We start from the raw sequence: 16,089 nt of genomic DNA on the forward strand, positions 1-16,089 counted from the left end.
CCATGCTGTTTATTACAGTAGTAAATTGAAATTAACTGTAAAAACTAAATTATCGGAAAATAATTATCGTCTGTTTGTATATTATTACAGTTTCGTTACAGAATCAAGTTAATTTTATAAATTAACTAAATTTTTTTTTTATTAGCACTTGCAACAATCTTCTACAAAAACTGATTATATACAATAAAAAAGAAAAAAACTAGCTTTTTTTGCTAGTTTTCTAATTTTTTTGTTTTTTTTGTTATTTAGCTAGTATTCCTCAAAGAATTATACTTTTAATAGCATTCTTATATCTAATAAATTCTGGTTCATCAAATCGGGATATTTTAAACTCTCCTCACTTAGTAAGTTTTGGATAAGATAGTAACCAACACAATAGCCGACCATTTTCGGATAAAATCCTTTGCCATATAAAATCTTCATATGATTTCGCTCATTTTTCTTCAAATCTTTATTTGGTAAAATATATCTTTCTAAATAGGTAGCTAACTCTCTATCTGAATAATAACTGGTCCAATTTGCTGTATATTTATCTCCAAGCTGATATTTCACTGCACTTTCTGCCAGGCCTTCAATAATCACTGATTCAATTAATGTATAATGATCATCTTGTTTTCGATTGTTAGATAGCACACAGATATGATTATATTCATGTGTGAAAAGCGCTCTTAGCTCATTTATATCTATATCAATCGGTAAAAATAAAAAGAGTTTATCTTTAAATGCCACCCCTGATTTGCCTTTAAAGTCTCTTCTTATTTGAGGATTTTGATCATCAGAAGGGAAAATAAAAATTGGAATATCTGGTCCATTCCAAACCTTCCTTAATCTTCTCCATTCTTTTAAAACAATATTCCAGCAGTCGAGTTCAATTAGTTTATTGACGGTTTCTTTGCCATTATGAACAGGACGATACATTCCATGCATGATTAAGTAATCATACAACTCACGCTCTGTAACGTCTTCAAAATATTTAAGCAGTTTTTTAGAAATGTTCAAGGGTTGATGGTAATCCTCCTCCAACCATCGATCCGTATGAATTATAGTCATTATATACAGCCCTTTTCTTCACTTTTTGCCATTGTATGATGGGTGGTCGGATTTGGTGTGATTGAAAGAGGATCTATTAAACTGAGGACCTATTATGAGCAATCCATACTAATAAGAGTGTGGGTATGGTCAACATAAAATACATTAGGGTTAACTCACGCTGTTGATTTCCACCCAAGGCTTAGCCCGCTTTGTGAATTTATGTACTACTTTTCGGACTTTCAGCACGTTCTTCCGCTTTTTTGCAAACTCCACCAGCTTCCCCTTAATCGCATTTTGAGCTTTTCGTACCACTTCTCGGAGTTTGCGCACGGTATTCAGTTTTTTCGTAACACTTCTCTCGCTTTTCGCACGCTATCTCTTTTTTATGCACCATTTCAAAGGATTTGTGCATGAAACTTGAAGAACTCGAATTTCTGGCTAGAGGAGGCCCCGCACCACCGCCCATGGATAAGCGAACACCTGAAAAAGATATCCGCAGGGAGTTTAACCGGTACCCCTACCTTTTCATCTCTCCCCTCAAAAAAAATACACCAAACTTCCCATTGAAAGTTTGGTGTATCCGTAATTTGGTGTATCCGTATATTATTGCTCATACCTTTTAAAAACAATCGTCGCATTATGTCCACCAAAACCTAATGAATTACTCATCGCTGCTTTTACTTCTTGTTTGCGAGCTTTATTTGGAACATAATCAAGATCACATTCTGGATCAGGAGTCTCCAAATTGATTGTAGGTGGAAGAATGGAGTTCTCAATTGCCTTGATTGTAAATATAGCTTCCACACCGCCTGCAGCTCCTAAGAGATGACCAGTCATGGACTTTGTAGAGCTTACTGCTACTTTTCCAGCGTGCTCCCCCATCACCTCTTTAATAGCGATGGTTTCGTATTTGTCGTTATACTCAGTACTTGTACCGTGAGCGTTGATATAATCAATATCATTCGGTTGAAGGCCCGCGTCTTTTATTGCCATTCTCATCGCACGAACTCCGCCTTCTCCTCCTGGAGCAGGTGCAGTAATGTGATGGGCATCTCCTGTCGCGCCATAGCCTACAATTTCAGCATAGATATGTGCTCCACGCGCTAATGCGTGCTCTAAGTCTTCTAGCACTAGGATCCCAGCTCCTTCTCCCATAACAAAACCATCTCTATTTAAGTCAAACGGTCTGCTTGCTGTTTTAGGGTCTGGATTGGAGGATAGTGCCTTGGCTGAACTGAAACCGGCAAACGCCATATCTGTTAATGGTGCTTCTGTACCTCCTGATATCATTACATCTGCATCTCCACGTTGAATGACTTTAAAAGCGTCTCCAATCGAGTTCGTTCCTGTTGCACATGCTGTCACCGTACAAGAGTTTACCCCTTTTGCTCCAAGTGCGATGGAAATCTGTCCTGTAGCCATATCAGGTATCATCATCGGTACAAAGAATGGACTAACACGACGTGGACCTTTTTCCAAAAAGGTTTTATATTGTTGTTCAAACGTCTCCATTCCACCGATACCTGAACCTACCCATACTCCAACCCTTGGTGCGATTTCATCTGTGATAGTTAAATTCGCATCCTTTACAGCCATTAAAGAAGCAGCAATGGAATATTGTGTAAAACGGTCCATTCTTCTTGCTTCTTTTTTGTCCATATAATCTTCAGGATGGAAATCCTTGATTTCTGCTGCTACCTTGGCAGGAAACAAACTACTATCCACTCTCGTTAAGGGGCCAATGCCGGATACGCCATTAATTGCGTTCTCCCAAGCCTCATTTACGTTTTTACCAATTGGTGTCATGGCACCAAGACCTGTAACTACTACTCTTCTCTTTTGCATTTTAATGTATACTCCTTCCAACGTTGTATCAGATTATGTTATCTTCCCCATCTAAGGGCAATCGCACCCCAGGTTAATCCTCCACCAAATCCTACCATAACGATGAGATCACCTTCTTTTATTTTCCCGTTTTCTAATTCCTCCACAAGGGATATAGGGATGGAAGCTGCGGATGTGTTACCGTATTTGTTAATGGTAATGGACATTTTTTCTTCGGGTAACCCTAATCGTTCTCTAGCCGCTTCCATGATTCGAATGTTTGCTTGATGGGGAATTAAATAATCGACATCTTCTTTTGTTAATCCTGCCTTCTCTAATACATTGACAGCTGATTCACCCATTTGTCTTACTGCGAATTTAAATACTTCTCGTCCATTCATAATGATGTTTTCATCCTGATAAAGATGCTTAGCTCCCGTCCCATCTGCCCCAAGCTCAAAGGATAGGATACCGCGCCCTTCAGACACTGGGCCAATAACTGCAGCACCTGCTCCATCACCAAACAACACTGCTGTATTCCGATCCTGCCAATCCGTGATTTTTGAGAGTTTTTCAACACCTACTACTAGTACATTTTTGTATGTCCCTGCCTCTACAAATTGTTTGGCTGTGATGGTTGCATACATGAACCCTGCGCAAGCAGCACTTATATCAAATGCGTTTGCCTTTTTTGCTCCCAAACGTTCTTGAATGAGACAAGCAACAGATGGAAAGGGGTTATCCGGAGTAACTGTGGCCACTATAATCATATCAAGTTCTTCTGCTAAAACACCTGCATTGGTTAATGCTTTTTCAGCAGCATAGAATGCCATATCTGAAGTATCTATATCATCACTTGCTATTCTTCTTTCTTCTATTCCAGTTCGTGTACGAATCCATTCGTCTGTTGTATCAACCATTTTTTCCAGATCGGCATTTGTTAGTACCTTTTCAGGTACATATCTTCCAATTCCTACAATCCCTGCATTCATTGATATAACACCTAACTCTCTTTTATTATAGCTATTTCCGCATATTAGTAGCTCCTGCGTAAGTTGTAACATCCCGTAAAAATCTTTGCTATTGTGCTCTTTTCAAAAGTTAAGACAAATATCCTAATGCCAAACCTTTACGGACTTAAACAACCTTTTTACGGAAAAGCTTTTATTATCAATTATTATGACTTGGTACTAATTTTACAGCATTTTTTTGTTATTGACAATATATATTCATACTCTTTATTACTTACACACCTGTTTATAAGTCAATTGCCTATCCACATTTTTTGTAGCTTGCATAGGATAGTGTGATACCTAGTAATATGTGAGGTGAGTTAATATGAGCGAAGAACAAACCAAAATTAAAGAAGAAGAAAAAGAAACCGACCCTTTTACACGTCTAATGTTTGGGCAGCAAGTTCAAAGAGAGGCTAAAGAAACGAAAAAGGAAGAACCTTTATTAAAAAATCGCGGGGAAGAGTATTATGCTCTAATGGAGCAGGTTGATTCTATTATGGAATCAGTAAATAAATTAAAACCGATGTTAAAAGAATTTTCACCTATTATCGATTTCTTTAAGAAAAAATAAGAAAAGGGACTGATATAGTTCAGTCCCTTGCCTTAAAATCCTATTCAATATCCAAAGCATTTTGCTTTCCCAGCTCGTACGCCTCGTCCATTACTTTTGTAAGCAAGGAAACGAGTGGTTGGATGTGTTGGGGTTCAAGTTCCAACCCTGTTTCATCAAGCATTTGCTTTGCCTCTGGTAAATATTTCATCGCAATAGCCATGTACTGCATCGTTCTGTCCTGTTCCATTTAACTTTCCTCCTTTCTTATTGATTTGGTAAAAGTCCCGACTCTTTATATCTATGAATGTGTTCCGCTATTTCTTGCTGGTATTCTTTACTTACCAAAGGGCTAAACTTACCTAAGGAAATTACTTCATCTTCAAAATCAAAATATAAATTTCCGGACTCTAATTCACCTGCTAGAAAGCGTTTAGCTACAAGTTCATATAATTCCGGAACATGCTGCACAGTACTTGTTAATACGGTGTATTCACCTAAATCTGATTGGTCTGATACAAAACCGATGGCATAAAGTCCTCGATCTTTCAGTGTGTTAATTATAGGTATATTAAACCCATCTCCAGCAGGATAGACAACATCTACACCTTTAGCCAACATTCCTTCTAACATGGACCCTGCAATTTCTGGATCATTCCAATCATGTGTGTATTCTATGTAAATATTGGCATCAGGATTTTCATATAGTGTCCCTTCAAAAAAACCATCTACTTCTGGTTGCCATTCAAAAGCAGCGATAACTCCAATATTATTTGTTTCTGTCATTTTTGCTGCAACCATACCGCCAAAAAAGCCCATCGCATTTGCTTTGAAATTTAAACTTGTAACATTATTCCCATGGACGTCTGAATTAAAACATACAAAATGTATATCCGGGTAGTCTTCTGCTATACGGTTAAACACTTGTGCATATTCACTGCCATGGCCGAATATGAGATTGATTCCTTCTTCGTCGAAATCTTTTACAGCCCTCTTTATAGCTTCCTCACTCACAATTTCTTCTTGGTAAAAGACATCAACTTCATATTGTGATTGTATCCGCAAAAGTCCCTTATATCCTTTTGTACCCCATACCTGGTCACTAATAGAATCAGGAACCAGCATCCCTACTTTTTGAAGCTCGTTTTCCGGACTGGGTTGTCCACAAGCAGATAATAAGAGAATAAAGAGAAGTAGTAATCCAATTGGTTTTTTCATGATGAAACACCACCTTAGTTTCTCGGAAAAAATTCCCATTCTTTCATATATATAAGTACTCTTATATTGTACATGTCGACATGTAAAAGGAAAAGTTAAATTTTTATGTTAATGTTTTTACAAGGCTCTTTTCTTAAAGATTGTTTCTATAAGCCTGTAAAAAATATGTGAAAAAGCAACAATCAATGCTAAGAAAGCCTTTTACAATGCAGATAATCAAAAATCTAACTTTAAACTTTCCTCTGTCGTATTTCTTTGCTTTGCTAAAGCTTTTTTTACACTTATAGAAGAAGATACATAATAAACATTTCTTGTTTCCTCTTCTTTCTTAAGTTTTTTGGGAAATTCTTTATCTTTTATCTTTAGTTCTAATTCTGCAGCAATTTCCGCTAGTGTACCTTTATCTCTATTTACTAATGTAACAGAAGTACTAACTTGAGTGTTCTCGCTTATTGTAAAAATTGCTTCTACAAGATCTTCTACATATAGAATATCATCATTTAATATCTCTCTTTTTTCTAATTGATTATTATTTAATAGTTCGATTATTCTCTGCTGTATTGTCTCACTTTCCGGCTGCCAAGGGCCATAAGCGGATGGATGATACACAGAAAATATATTTGAGTGATTGGTTATGTCTTGGAATTCAGCTACATCGAGGTTGTTGGCTATGGGAGAAACTAGAAGAATCTTTTGTGTCTTATCAAGTAGCGGTTTTAGCCTCTCCATAGCATTTCTCTCTAAACTTTCCTCACTTTCAAAACAAAAGTAAGCAATTTCAAAAGACCTATCTTTCAACTCTATACCACGCTCTAAGCTATCAAGATTAAAATAGTTAAAATAGGCATTCCGTCCAATTTCCATTAGCTTTTTTTCCGCTTGATCGTTTTCCTTTTCACTAAATTCTAAGCCGAAGACCTCTACTTCCATGCTAATCAGTTTCTGACAAAGTGAAAAACCAATAAAGTTAGTTGCACCTATCACTAAAGCATTTTTCATACTACTTCACTCCAACCATTTGTTTAGATATTGTATCGTATGCATACAAAAATAAATATAGTCCCTATCATATGTACATCCTGATAGAGACTAGCTATAAATACTGTTCATATTTTCTAAAAAATTGACAAATTGAGCTTGCATAGGCGTATCTTTTTTCAATTAAATGGTAAGTAACGATGATAGGAACTCCCATTTTTCGTCTATATTCTTCATATGCTTTGCAATGTAGGTTAGGGTCAAAAGTATTGTTGGTAGTCGTTTGCCATATTTTAACTGGTTTGTCGCTTTGGAAATTTTTAAGAGCAGGGAAATCTCGATAATCATCAATCTGGTCTATAGAAATGTTATATGCATTAGCCAATTCTTTTTTTAATTTTTTGTAGAAAAACTTTCTATCCTTTTCATGGTTCATTTGTACTTGTAAATTAATGCAAGGATTAATAAGGGCTATGGAGCGAATGTTTCCTGGCATCATATCAGCTAATTGAAGGGCAGTGAGCGCTCCCATTCCTTCTGCTAAAATATGAATCTTTTCATTCAGAATTTCTTGTTTTTGTATATAATGATAAAGTTGCCTCGCCTGGTTTACAGATCTGGTACTCCCCCAATGGGCTCCGAAAAGATTAGAGTAGAATACGGTATAACCTGCTTCAACTATTTCATTGATGATACGATTCCTTCCTATATGCTGAATCCATAGACTATTAAACTCATCAACAAAATGATTGGTATCTCCTATTATCAAAACCCCAAATCCATTGGGCTTTTCAGGTACATGCACTGCATTCCATTCTCCGCCCATTTGAAAAAAGCGTACACTAACATCCATTTCTACTCACCTCGCCTTCAGTTACATACTTGTATAGTACTATGCTATGTAAACCACCTTCTAGCTGCTAAAGGCAAAAGACTGAAATTCCATGAGAATCAGCCTAAAGTTTAATGTTGTCTTTCCTATGCACTATCTCTTGCAAGAGTTTCAGCCATCTTTCCGAACAACAGCTAGAGGCAACGAGTATCAAAGGGGTACTTTTTAAAGAAATCGGGTATTTTGGGATACCATTAAACACCGCTGTTGATCTCCACGCAAGGCTCCGCGTCCGCGGGGCGCTTGGGAAGCCTCCTCGGCTAGCGCCTGCGGGGTCTTCCCTAAGCACTACCTCCCGCTGGAGTCTCCGCCTTTCGTTCCGAACAACTGCTAGGGGTAACGAGAATCATAGGAGTACTCTTTAAAGCAATCGGATATTTAGGGATTCCATTGAACAATTATATTATAGTAGCGTCAAATACATTTGATAGCCGAACATCTAAAATGAATTACAACAGGGAGTTTAACGGAACCTTATCTATTTCATTATAGAATCAAGTGAAAACTTCCTTAAGGCTGATAATAAAACCCTCAACTACAAAGTCCTCCCCCCTGTGGATTGGAGTGGAAGGTGATCGACTCCTGCGGGCGATAGCGGTAGACGGGAGACCCCACAGGCACAGCCGAGGAGGCTCCCGCACCGCCCCGCGGAAAGCGATCACCTGCAACGAAAAGGAACAGGGAGTTTTCTCGCAACCCTACTGGTTAGCCTTTTAAGTGAAAACTTCGATTAAGCCTGCAAATAAAGCCCTCAACTATAAAGTATTCCACCCTGTGGATTGGTGTGGAAGGTGATCGACTCCGGCGGGCGATAGCGGTAGACGGGAGACCCCACAGGCGCAGCCGAAGAGGCTCCCGCACCGCCCCGCGGAAAGCGATCACCTGCACGAAAAGGAACAGGGTGTTATCCGAAACCTTATCTATTTTCAGGGAAGTTTCAAGTGAAAACTTCCAAAACCTAAAAATAAAGTCAACAGCTATAAAGTGCTCCCCCCTGTGAAACGAAAAGGAACATGGTGTTTAACCGAAAACTAACTATTTTCAGGTAGCTCCTGCCTCAAACGATTTAACGTTTCCACCCCAAGCTCTGTTAAATTACTCTCCTCTTGAGCTTGCAGCATCTCCAGCTCCTGGATTACCCTCTCCTGGCTCTTATCCTCACTGCTCATCAATTTAACATCTCCTTTTATGGACAATTATAATAATTTTACATTTATTATATGCGCTACTTGTGGTAAAATATCCTCTGTATAGATAAGCGATTGTCCTTCTCCGCTTAGAAAACGGATGAATCGTCAAAGCCTATCACAATAAATCACTAAACTTTAAACTTCATATCAAAAGAATGGAGGGGAAGTCAAGATGCGTGCATTTTGGACTATTTTCTGGTCACTTCTTCTAATAAACATGGTTTCTTATGTTGTCGCTAACATGCAAGGTGATACATACAACTACCTTTTGTCTTCAGCAGTTGCTGTAGTCTTTGCTATTGTAGTTATGCTAGTAGGGAAAGCGTTGCCAAACGAACCAGTAGAGAAACACTAATCGTAGAATATTTTATACAGAAAAGAACTTGTTCATTGGACAAGTTCTTTTTCTTTCCCCATTAATTAATTAGTCACTAGGTCTAATTTTCCTGCTTTTAAATCAATAATTATTTTTTGAAAATCACAGATTGTCCCTTTAATAATCTCTTTCGCAATTAAGGTCTCGACATGTTTTTGGATATACCTTTTTAACGGCCTTGCTCCATAAACCGGATCAAAGGCGCTTTCAACGATATGCTTCTTTGCTTCTTCTGTAATATTTAACGTTAAATGCTTATCTGCCAATCTTTTTTGAAGTTCTCCTAATAACTTTTCCACAATCATTCCAATATTGGTTTTTGTCAACGGAGAAAAAATGACGGTGTCATCAATACGGTTCAATAGTTCTGGTCTAAAATGTCCTTTTAATAATTGAATTACCTTGTCTTTAGTCTCTTCTGAAAGCTCCTCTGTTGAGGACTCTAATAAGTAGTGTGATCCCAGATTCGATGTCATGATGATTACGGTATTTTTAAAATCCACGGTTTTCCCTTGAGAATCCGTTACTCTACCTTCATCAAGCAACTGAAGTAACAGGTTAAAAACATCCGGATGTGCCTTTTCTATTTCATCCAATAAGACAACCGAATACGGCTTTCTTCTTACTGCTTCTGTTAACTGACCACCCTCATCATATCCAACATAACCAGGAGGTGCTCCAATTAATCTGGAGATAGAATGCTTTTCCATGTATTCGGACATATCCAAACGTATGATTTGGTCTTCGTTATCGAATAAAGAATGTGCAAGCGCTTTTGCAAGCTCTGTTTTTCCCACCCCAGTCGGTCCTAAGAAAATAAAGGACCCTATTGGACGATTAGGATCTTTAATTCCTGCCCTCGCGCGAATCACAGCTTCTGATACTAACTGAACGGCTTCTTCCTGCCCTACTACTCGTTTGTGTAAAATAGATTCTAGTTTAAGGAGCTTTTCTCTTTCTCCTTCTACAAGCTTAGTGACTGGGATACCCGTCCATTTTGCTACAATTCCTGCTATTTCTTCATCTGTTACTTCTTCTCTTAAAAGTCTGTTAGATGTGTTCTCTCGCTTTGCTTGCTCCTCAAGCTCCGATAGCTCTTTTTCTATTGCTGGAATCTTTCCATGACGAAGTTCCGCTGCCTTATTTAGATCATAGTTACCTTCCGCTGCTTCTAAGTCTCTTTTAGCTGTCTCAAGTTCTTCACGTTTTTCCCTAACGTATTGGATGGAATCTTTTTCGAGCTGCCATTGTACCTTCATCCCAGAATAATGTTCCTTTAAATCCGCTAACTCTTTCTGCAGAAGCTCTAAGCGATCCAAACTTGCTTGATCTTTTTCCTTTTTTAACGCTGCTTCTTCAATTTCTAATTGCATTATTTTTCTAGTAACTTCATCTAATTCGGATGGCATTGAATCAATCTCAGTACGAATCATCGCACATGCTTCATCTACGAGGTCTATGGCTTTATCAGGCAAAAATCGTTCTGAAATATATCTGTCAGAAAGAACAGCCGACGATACGATTGCCCGGTCATGAATATTTACTCCGTGGTGAATTTCGAATCGTTCCTTTAAGCCACGTAAAATTGAGATGGTATCTTCGACAGTAGGCTCTTCTACCATTACCTGTTGAAAACGGCGTTCAAGGGCTGGGTCTTTCTCGATATACTGACGATGTTCATTCAAAGTTGTGGCACCTATGCAATGTAATTCCCCACGGGCAAGCATTGGTTTCAGCATATTCCCAGCATCCATTGCTCCATCAGTTTTGCCAGCACCTACAATGGTGTGTAATTCATCAATAAATAATAAAATTCTGCCTTCACTCTTTTTTATTTCCTGCAGGACAGCCTTTAATCTTTCTTCAAATTCTCCTCGAAATTTTGCCCCAGCAATTAGCGAGCTTAAATCTAAAGAAAAAATCGTTTTATCTTTTAACCCTTCTGGTACATCTTTTTTTACAATTCGCTGCGCAAGACCCTCGACAATGGCTGTTTTTCCGACCCCAGGCTCACCTATTAAAACGGGATTATTTTTCGTTTTTCTTGAGAGAATCCGAATTACTCTTCTTATCTCTTGGTCCCTTCCGATAACAGGATCTACTTTCCCAGTTTTAACCTCTTCAACCAAATCCCTACCGTATTTCTTTAATACTTCATACGTATTTTCCGGTTCCTGGTTTGTCACCTTTTGATTCCCCCTAATTTCTAAAATAGCTTCTTTAAGCTGTGCGTCTGAAAATGATAATTTCCTAAAAAGTTCTTTCCACTCTTGAGTAGCTGAGGAAGATTGGAGTAGGGCCAGTAGAACATGTTCAATGGATAAAAAATCATCCTCCCACTCTTGTTTCCAAATTTCTGCCTCATTGAACACTTTTTGAAGCTGGCTGCCGACAAAAACATCTACCTTTCCACTAATTTCTGCTTTTCTTTTCAGTAGTATGTTTAGTTCAGTTACGAGGCTATTTATATCAAGATTTATTTTTTCAAAAATTCTTCTGCCTAAACCGTCTGATTGATCCACTATTGCAAGCATAAGGTGTTCCGCCTCTATTTGCTGGTGATGAAATTTTTCCGCTATGTTTTTCGATTTTACAAGGGCTTCCTGCAATTTGGTAGTCATGTTATTAACGTTCATTCAAACACCCCCTGATAAAAGTTTGACCATTTCTGACCTATGTAATTATTATAATCCAAAAAACGTCATCCTATCAACTAGGATGACGTTAGCTACTTAAAGCAAGACTTAGCATTTAAAAATCATGCATGTTACAATCTGAAATTGCTTCCTAACTTAAGGTCTACGTTTTTTTGCCCATAAACGATTATGGTTAGAAGTTTCAGGAAAAGTGTCTCCTGCTTTCATGTCTAACCTTTTTGGGTTCTTCACCATACTTCCTGTTTCACCTATTTCCAAGTAGATTCCATTGTTTGGAGCTTTTTGCCCAGGTTTAAATTGCTGATTTTGGCCCACGCGATTACCTCCTATTAAAAGAACTTCTTGTCAACACTGTAGGTACTGGAGTTTTCTTGAGACAGTTAATCTCTTTCTCTATTCTGCCCAATCAGCCTCTTTTTGATGTAATGGTTTTAATTCTGAATATAAAAGCCAAGTTGGTATGTGTGTTGGTGGTCAGTCTGTTACATTTAATGCGATTTTGGCAAGTCTTGACATTCTTTCTTTGCCCCATGGCGGATTAAATGTGATGTTAACATTAACTTCGTTCACTTCTTCGATCGGTGATAACTTTTTCTTAACATCATCGACAATTTCGCCTGCAAGTGGACAACCAATGGAAGTTAATGTCATGGTTACTAGCACATCATTGTTTTCTTCCATTTCTACATCGTATACTAGCCCTAAGTTAACAATATCTACACCTAGTTCAGGGTCTTCTACTTCGGATAAGTATTCCATTATCTTGCTTTTTAATGCTTCTTCCATTTTAATCTCTCCTTTAATTTTTATTGCTTTTTTGCTACTTTTAAGACGATTACAATCACTTTTAATAAAAACCATCCCTTTACAAAGAACTGACCAATCTGCTCTTTAAATGAGTTGCAAACCATTGTACCGTTGCAGAAACGCCTTCTCGGGACACCTTATGCTCTGCCCGTTCATCAATCATAAGCTTTATATTTTCCGGTTTCTTTTTATAATAACCTTTTATTTCATTTACAAACTCTATTACATAACCTGCTGGTACCTCTTGGTCTTTTGAACCATGCCAGCATAATAAAGGTCTTTCATTCATTTTCTCCGGATGATTAGAAAGATCATATCCAGCTAGCCTTCCAACAAAAAGTTCAATCTCTGCTTCATTAAAAGGTAGGACAATTCCCGTTTTTGCCACCTTTTCTATCTGCCATTTAGCAAATTCCTGATAATATGGACAACCCATCAAACTTACGGCTGCTCTAATCCAAGGATATTTCTTTAAAGCACCAAATGTTACAATCGCTCCCATGGATGTTCCTGCCACACCAATTGAATCAATTTCTGAAAGACCCTCTGCTATTAAATATTCTTTTACAATTTCTATTTCATTGATCGATTGGATCACAATTTCCCAAAACGCTTGCATCATTTCCACCGAGCTAAGGTTATTATCTCGATCTCCATGATGTATACAGTCGGGTAAAATAACTCGGAATCCTTTTTCTGCTAACAAATAAGCATAATGCAAGTTGTGCTCTTTGGCACTCTGGAAACCATGTATAAAAATAACGGTAGGTTTGGGCTGTTGAAAAGATGTCTCTTCACTTATATGTAAAAATGAAACTTCCCCCGTTTTTCCTTTAACAATATTAATCATTTGGTTCCTCCTTCATTATTTCTGAGACTGATTTCCTTTTATTTATGCTTTTTAACTAGTGTATCATGTAGACAGTTAAAATTAAAAAAGGTTACACTTGGTATAAGTAATTATTTTAAAGGAGACTTGGTGCTTTGGAAAAACATTTGATTGCAATTGATCTGGATGGAACGTTATTAACAGACGACAAAAAAATATCCCAACGAAACAAGCAAGCATTGAAAAAGGCTAGAGAACAGGGGCATGAAGTTGTCATTGCCACCGGACGTCCTTACCGTGCTAGCGCCATGTATTATGAAGAATTAGGCTTAACTACACCCATAGTTAATTTTAATGGTGCCTTTGTACATTTTCCGGGCAATGATGATTGGGGAGTTTACCATGAACCGCTAGATCTCAGTACAGTGAAGAAAATTATTGAGGTTAGTGAAAAGTACCAAATACATAATATTTTAGCTGAAGTGATAGACGATGTTTATTTTCATTTTCATGATGAGAAGCTGTTAGATATTTTCAGTTTTGGTAATCCAAAAATGGAAACTGGAGATCTGCGCCAAGTACTGAAAAGTGACCCAACGTGTATACTCATCCATGCTAGTGAGGACGAAGTTGCAAAGATTAGAAAGTATTTAACAGAAGTACATGCAGAGGTCATTGATCACCGCCGCTGGGCAGCTCCATGGCATGTTATAGAAATTGTTCGAACTGGAATGAGTAAAGCAGTCGGGTTGAAAAGAATCGCAGAGCATTATAACATTTCCCAACAGAACATTATTGCATTCGGCGACGAGGATAATGATTATGAAATGATTGAATATGCAGGTATAGGGGTTGCGATGGGAAATGCGATTGATGGCCTTAAAGGAAAAGCAAATGAAATTACCCTTTCCAATGAGGAAGATGGTATTGGTGTATTTTTAGAAAAGTATTTGAAATTATAAGCTACAGCTACCCTTGAGATTATCGTGTACCTTCCTCCCATATTTCGTTTCAAGTGTTTGCTTTTGGTTGACTCTGTTGAAGTTGATTACGCTACTTCAGGTAAGATTGGAACAAAAGGTGGAGAATCCAACGGAAAGATTTTTGAGGAAATCAGCAGCGCCGTTTAACACAGCCTTTCGTTTAGAATGCTCTACCCAATATTTGCCCTAATAATTTCTCTCAATTGTCTTACACTATATAGTGGACGGTTGTTGTCCTATATGAAAAAGGGGGGCTTTCATAATGGGTAGAAGCAGCAAATCAAAACGTTTTGTACAACAAGGTAAAGACTCTGTGCAGCTACATGATCAACAATTCCCTTACCATTTAACAATGGAACAAGCAGAAGAACGTAAAGCCAAAAAGGCGGAACAAAATTCTCTTGGAGGGTTTTAAATTATGGGCAATCAGCTTTTTCAATCCGCTCGCGAAGCAGTTATAAAAGCGGAAAAAAGTAACCAAATTTCTTCATCCGTACAAAATGATATAAGTGTTGCAAAAAACGCATTATCGTCCGCCTACGCAAATTCAACAGAAGCTGAACAACGCCAGCTACATGAACTACAGGATCGTTTGCAAAAATTAGAATAAGATGCAGTTTCAGTGAAGGTTAAGCGCAAAACAGCACAAAGCAGCGGGCTCTTTAAAAAGAGCTTCGCTGCTTTTCAATTTCGCCTATTTTTCCAACCATTGTAAAAATAGCCTTACTAATTGATTCTTAATCTTTCCGAAAAGAGCCGAAAATGCCAGTGGTTTGTACTACATTCGTAAAGGCTTTTGGATCAGCTTCTTTAAGGATTCTTTCCAAATCATATAACTCATACCGTGTTATCACCATCATGAGCATCTCTTTATCTTCACCAGAAAATGCGCCGCGCGCTGGCATAGAAGTAATTCCACGTACCATCTTGGCATGAATCGCTTCTTTAACAGCCTTTCCTTGTTTTGTAATAATCATTGCTGTTAGTTTTTCATGACGAGTATGAATAGCGTCTATGACACGGGTAGAGGCATAGAGAGTAACTAGTGTATATAACGCCTTTTCCCATCCAAATACAAGCCCTGCAGTTATAATGATGATGCTATTTAAAGCGAAGAAATACGTTCCAACAGGTTTGTCCTTCATTCTAGAAAGAATCATTGCGATAATATCCAAACCACCAGTGGAAGCCCCCCACTTTAAAGTCAATCCTACACCTACAGCAGCGATAACTCCTCCAAAAACGGCATTTAAAAGAATATCATCGTTCACTTTGTAAATTGGTACTATTTCTAGAAAAAAAGACATTAAAAAGACGCTTAAAAAACTATAAATAGTAAAAGATCTTCCTACCTTTTTCCATGCCAGGATGGTAACAGGTATATTTAATACTAATAACGTAAATCCCGTAGTCAAAGTAAACGGCAAATAATCTTCTGTAATTCGAAAAATCAACTGAGATACACCGGTGAATCCGCTTGCATACACATCCGCAGGTATGAGAAAGAAATTCATCGCGATTGCGTTTAAAAACGCCCCAATTAAAACAATTATTACTTTTTTCACATGCTGTTCCACTATCATATATTTAACAACCTCCCTACAAGCCTACTGCCTTATTCTATGTATTTTGCCTCTTTTTACCCATTTCAAACGATTCTCTTGGATTCTATGCTTGAAGAGTTATCTTTTAATAGGTAAACTTAGGAAAGGAGGAATCTTCCTCAACAGAAAATTC

At 37.8% G+C, this 16,089-nt stretch carries 18 protein-coding genes; 5 read left to right on the top strand and 13 right to left on the bottom strand.

Annotated elements, in window-relative coordinates:
- Positions 1 to 267: 267 nt before the first annotated feature.
- From K9B36_RS03985 to K9B36_RS03995, 3 genes are all read right to left on the bottom strand, one after another.
- Complete coding sequence (locus K9B36_RS03985; RefSeq protein ID WP_223700698.1) at positions 268 to 1,050, bottom strand: DUF2268 domain-containing protein; 783 nt, start codon at positions 1,048 to 1,050, stop codon at positions 268 to 270.
- A gap of 585 nt (positions 1,051 to 1,635) precedes the next feature.
- The gene (gene fabF, locus K9B36_RS03990; protein ID WP_223700699.1) at positions 1,636 to 2,877 is read right to left on the bottom strand and encodes a beta-ketoacyl-ACP synthase II; all 1,242 of its coding nucleotides are present in this window, start codon (positions 2,875 to 2,877) and stop codon (positions 1,636 to 1,638) included.
- Between the two features lie 38 nt (positions 2,878 to 2,915).
- Positions 2,916 to 3,848 (bottom strand): beta-ketoacyl-ACP synthase III, encoded by a 933-nt coding sequence (locus K9B36_RS03995; protein WP_223700700.1) that lies wholly within the window; start codon positions 3,846 to 3,848, stop codon positions 2,916 to 2,918.
- Positions 3,849 to 4,194: 346 nt separating this feature from the next.
- On the opposite strand from K9B36_RS03995, the gene K9B36_RS04000 reads away from it, so the two are divergent.
- Entirely contained in the window at positions 4,195 to 4,443 is a 249-nt protein-coding gene (locus K9B36_RS04000; protein WP_223700701.1) for a hypothetical protein, read from the top strand.
- 40 nt (positions 4,444 to 4,483) lie between these two features.
- Here the strand turns inward: K9B36_RS04000 and K9B36_RS04005 are convergent, their stop codons facing one another.
- The 5 genes from K9B36_RS04005 to K9B36_RS04025 all read right to left on the bottom strand — a co-directional run bounded on the left by K9B36_RS04005 (position 4,484) and on the right by K9B36_RS04025 (position 8,679).
- Entirely contained in the window at positions 4,484 to 4,672 is a 189-nt protein-coding gene (locus K9B36_RS04005) for a ComZ family protein (RefSeq protein ID WP_060665200.1), read from the bottom strand.
- Between the two features lie 17 nt (positions 4,673 to 4,689).
- Entirely contained in the window at positions 4,690 to 5,640 is a 951-nt protein-coding gene (locus K9B36_RS04010; RefSeq protein ID WP_223700702.1) for a BMP family ABC transporter substrate-binding protein, read from the bottom strand.
- A gap of 216 nt (positions 5,641 to 5,856) precedes the next feature.
- On the bottom strand, positions 5,857 to 6,639 hold the full coding sequence (locus tag K9B36_RS04015; protein ID WP_223700703.1) for a hypothetical protein: 783 nt from the start codon (positions 6,637 to 6,639) through the stop codon (positions 5,857 to 5,859).
- 94 nt (positions 6,640 to 6,733) lie between these two features.
- A complete protein-coding gene (locus K9B36_RS04020; protein WP_223700704.1) occupies positions 6,734 to 7,471 on the bottom strand; it encodes an alpha/beta fold hydrolase in 738 nt (245 codons plus the stop codon).
- A gap of 1,070 nt (positions 7,472 to 8,541) precedes the next feature.
- A complete protein-coding gene (locus K9B36_RS04025; protein ID WP_223700705.1) occupies positions 8,542 to 8,679 on the bottom strand; it encodes a hypothetical protein in 138 nt (45 codons plus the stop codon).
- 193 nt (positions 8,680 to 8,872) lie between these two features.
- Between K9B36_RS04025 and K9B36_RS04030 the strand changes: the two genes are divergently transcribed.
- Entirely contained in the window at positions 8,873 to 9,055 is a 183-nt protein-coding gene (locus tag K9B36_RS04030; protein ID WP_223700706.1) for a YjzD family protein, read from the top strand.
- A gap of 65 nt (positions 9,056 to 9,120) precedes the next feature.
- Here K9B36_RS04030 and clpB read toward each other — a convergent pair whose 3' ends face one another.
- From clpB to K9B36_RS04050, 4 genes are all read right to left on the bottom strand, one after another.
- Positions 9,121 to 11,712: an ATP-dependent chaperone ClpB gene (clpB, locus tag K9B36_RS04035; protein WP_223700707.1), complete on the bottom strand. Its 2,592-nt coding sequence runs from the start codon at positions 11,710 to 11,712 to the stop codon at positions 9,121 to 9,123.
- Positions 11,713 to 11,868: 156 nt separating this feature from the next.
- Positions 11,869 to 12,048 (bottom strand): YjzC family protein, encoded by a 180-nt coding sequence (locus tag K9B36_RS04040; protein WP_223700708.1) that lies wholly within the window; start codon positions 12,046 to 12,048, stop codon positions 11,869 to 11,871.
- Positions 12,049 to 12,207: 159 nt separating this feature from the next.
- On the bottom strand, positions 12,208 to 12,519 hold the full coding sequence (locus tag K9B36_RS04045) for a metal-sulfur cluster assembly factor (RefSeq protein ID WP_223700709.1): 312 nt from the start codon (positions 12,517 to 12,519) through the stop codon (positions 12,208 to 12,210).
- A gap of 79 nt (positions 12,520 to 12,598) precedes the next feature.
- A complete protein-coding gene (locus tag K9B36_RS04050; protein WP_223700710.1) occupies positions 12,599 to 13,390 on the bottom strand; it encodes a prolyl oligopeptidase family serine peptidase in 792 nt (263 codons plus the stop codon).
- A gap of 134 nt (positions 13,391 to 13,524) precedes the next feature.
- Here K9B36_RS04050 and K9B36_RS04055 point away from each other — a divergent pair, with 134 nt between their 5' ends.
- The 3 genes from K9B36_RS04055 (at position 13,525) to K9B36_RS04065 (ending at position 14,962) form a co-directional block, all read left to right on the top strand.
- Positions 13,525 to 14,331, top strand: coding sequence for a Cof-type HAD-IIB family hydrolase (locus K9B36_RS04055; RefSeq protein WP_223700711.1), 807 nt, complete (start codon positions 13,525 to 13,527; stop codon positions 14,329 to 14,331).
- A 283-nt stretch (positions 14,332 to 14,614) separates the two neighbouring features.
- On the top strand, positions 14,615 to 14,767 hold the full coding sequence (locus K9B36_RS04060; protein ID WP_223700712.1) for a hypothetical protein: 153 nt from the start codon (positions 14,615 to 14,617) through the stop codon (positions 14,765 to 14,767).
- A 3-nt stretch (positions 14,768 to 14,770) separates the two neighbouring features.
- A complete protein-coding gene (locus tag K9B36_RS04065) occupies positions 14,771 to 14,962 on the top strand; it encodes a DUF3813 domain-containing protein (protein WP_223700713.1) in 192 nt (63 codons plus the stop codon).
- A gap of 127 nt (positions 14,963 to 15,089) precedes the next feature.
- Here the strand turns inward: K9B36_RS04065 and K9B36_RS04070 are convergent, their stop codons facing one another.
- On the bottom strand, positions 15,090 to 15,935 hold the full coding sequence (locus tag K9B36_RS04070) for a YitT family protein (RefSeq protein WP_223700714.1): 846 nt from the start codon (positions 15,933 to 15,935) through the stop codon (positions 15,090 to 15,092).
- Positions 15,936 to 16,089 lie beyond the last annotated feature (154 nt).

It is taken from the genome of Sutcliffiella deserti, from assembly GCF_020037475.1.
GTDB lineage: Bacteria > Bacillota > Bacilli > Bacillales > Bacillaceae_I > Sutcliffiella_A > Sutcliffiella_A deserti.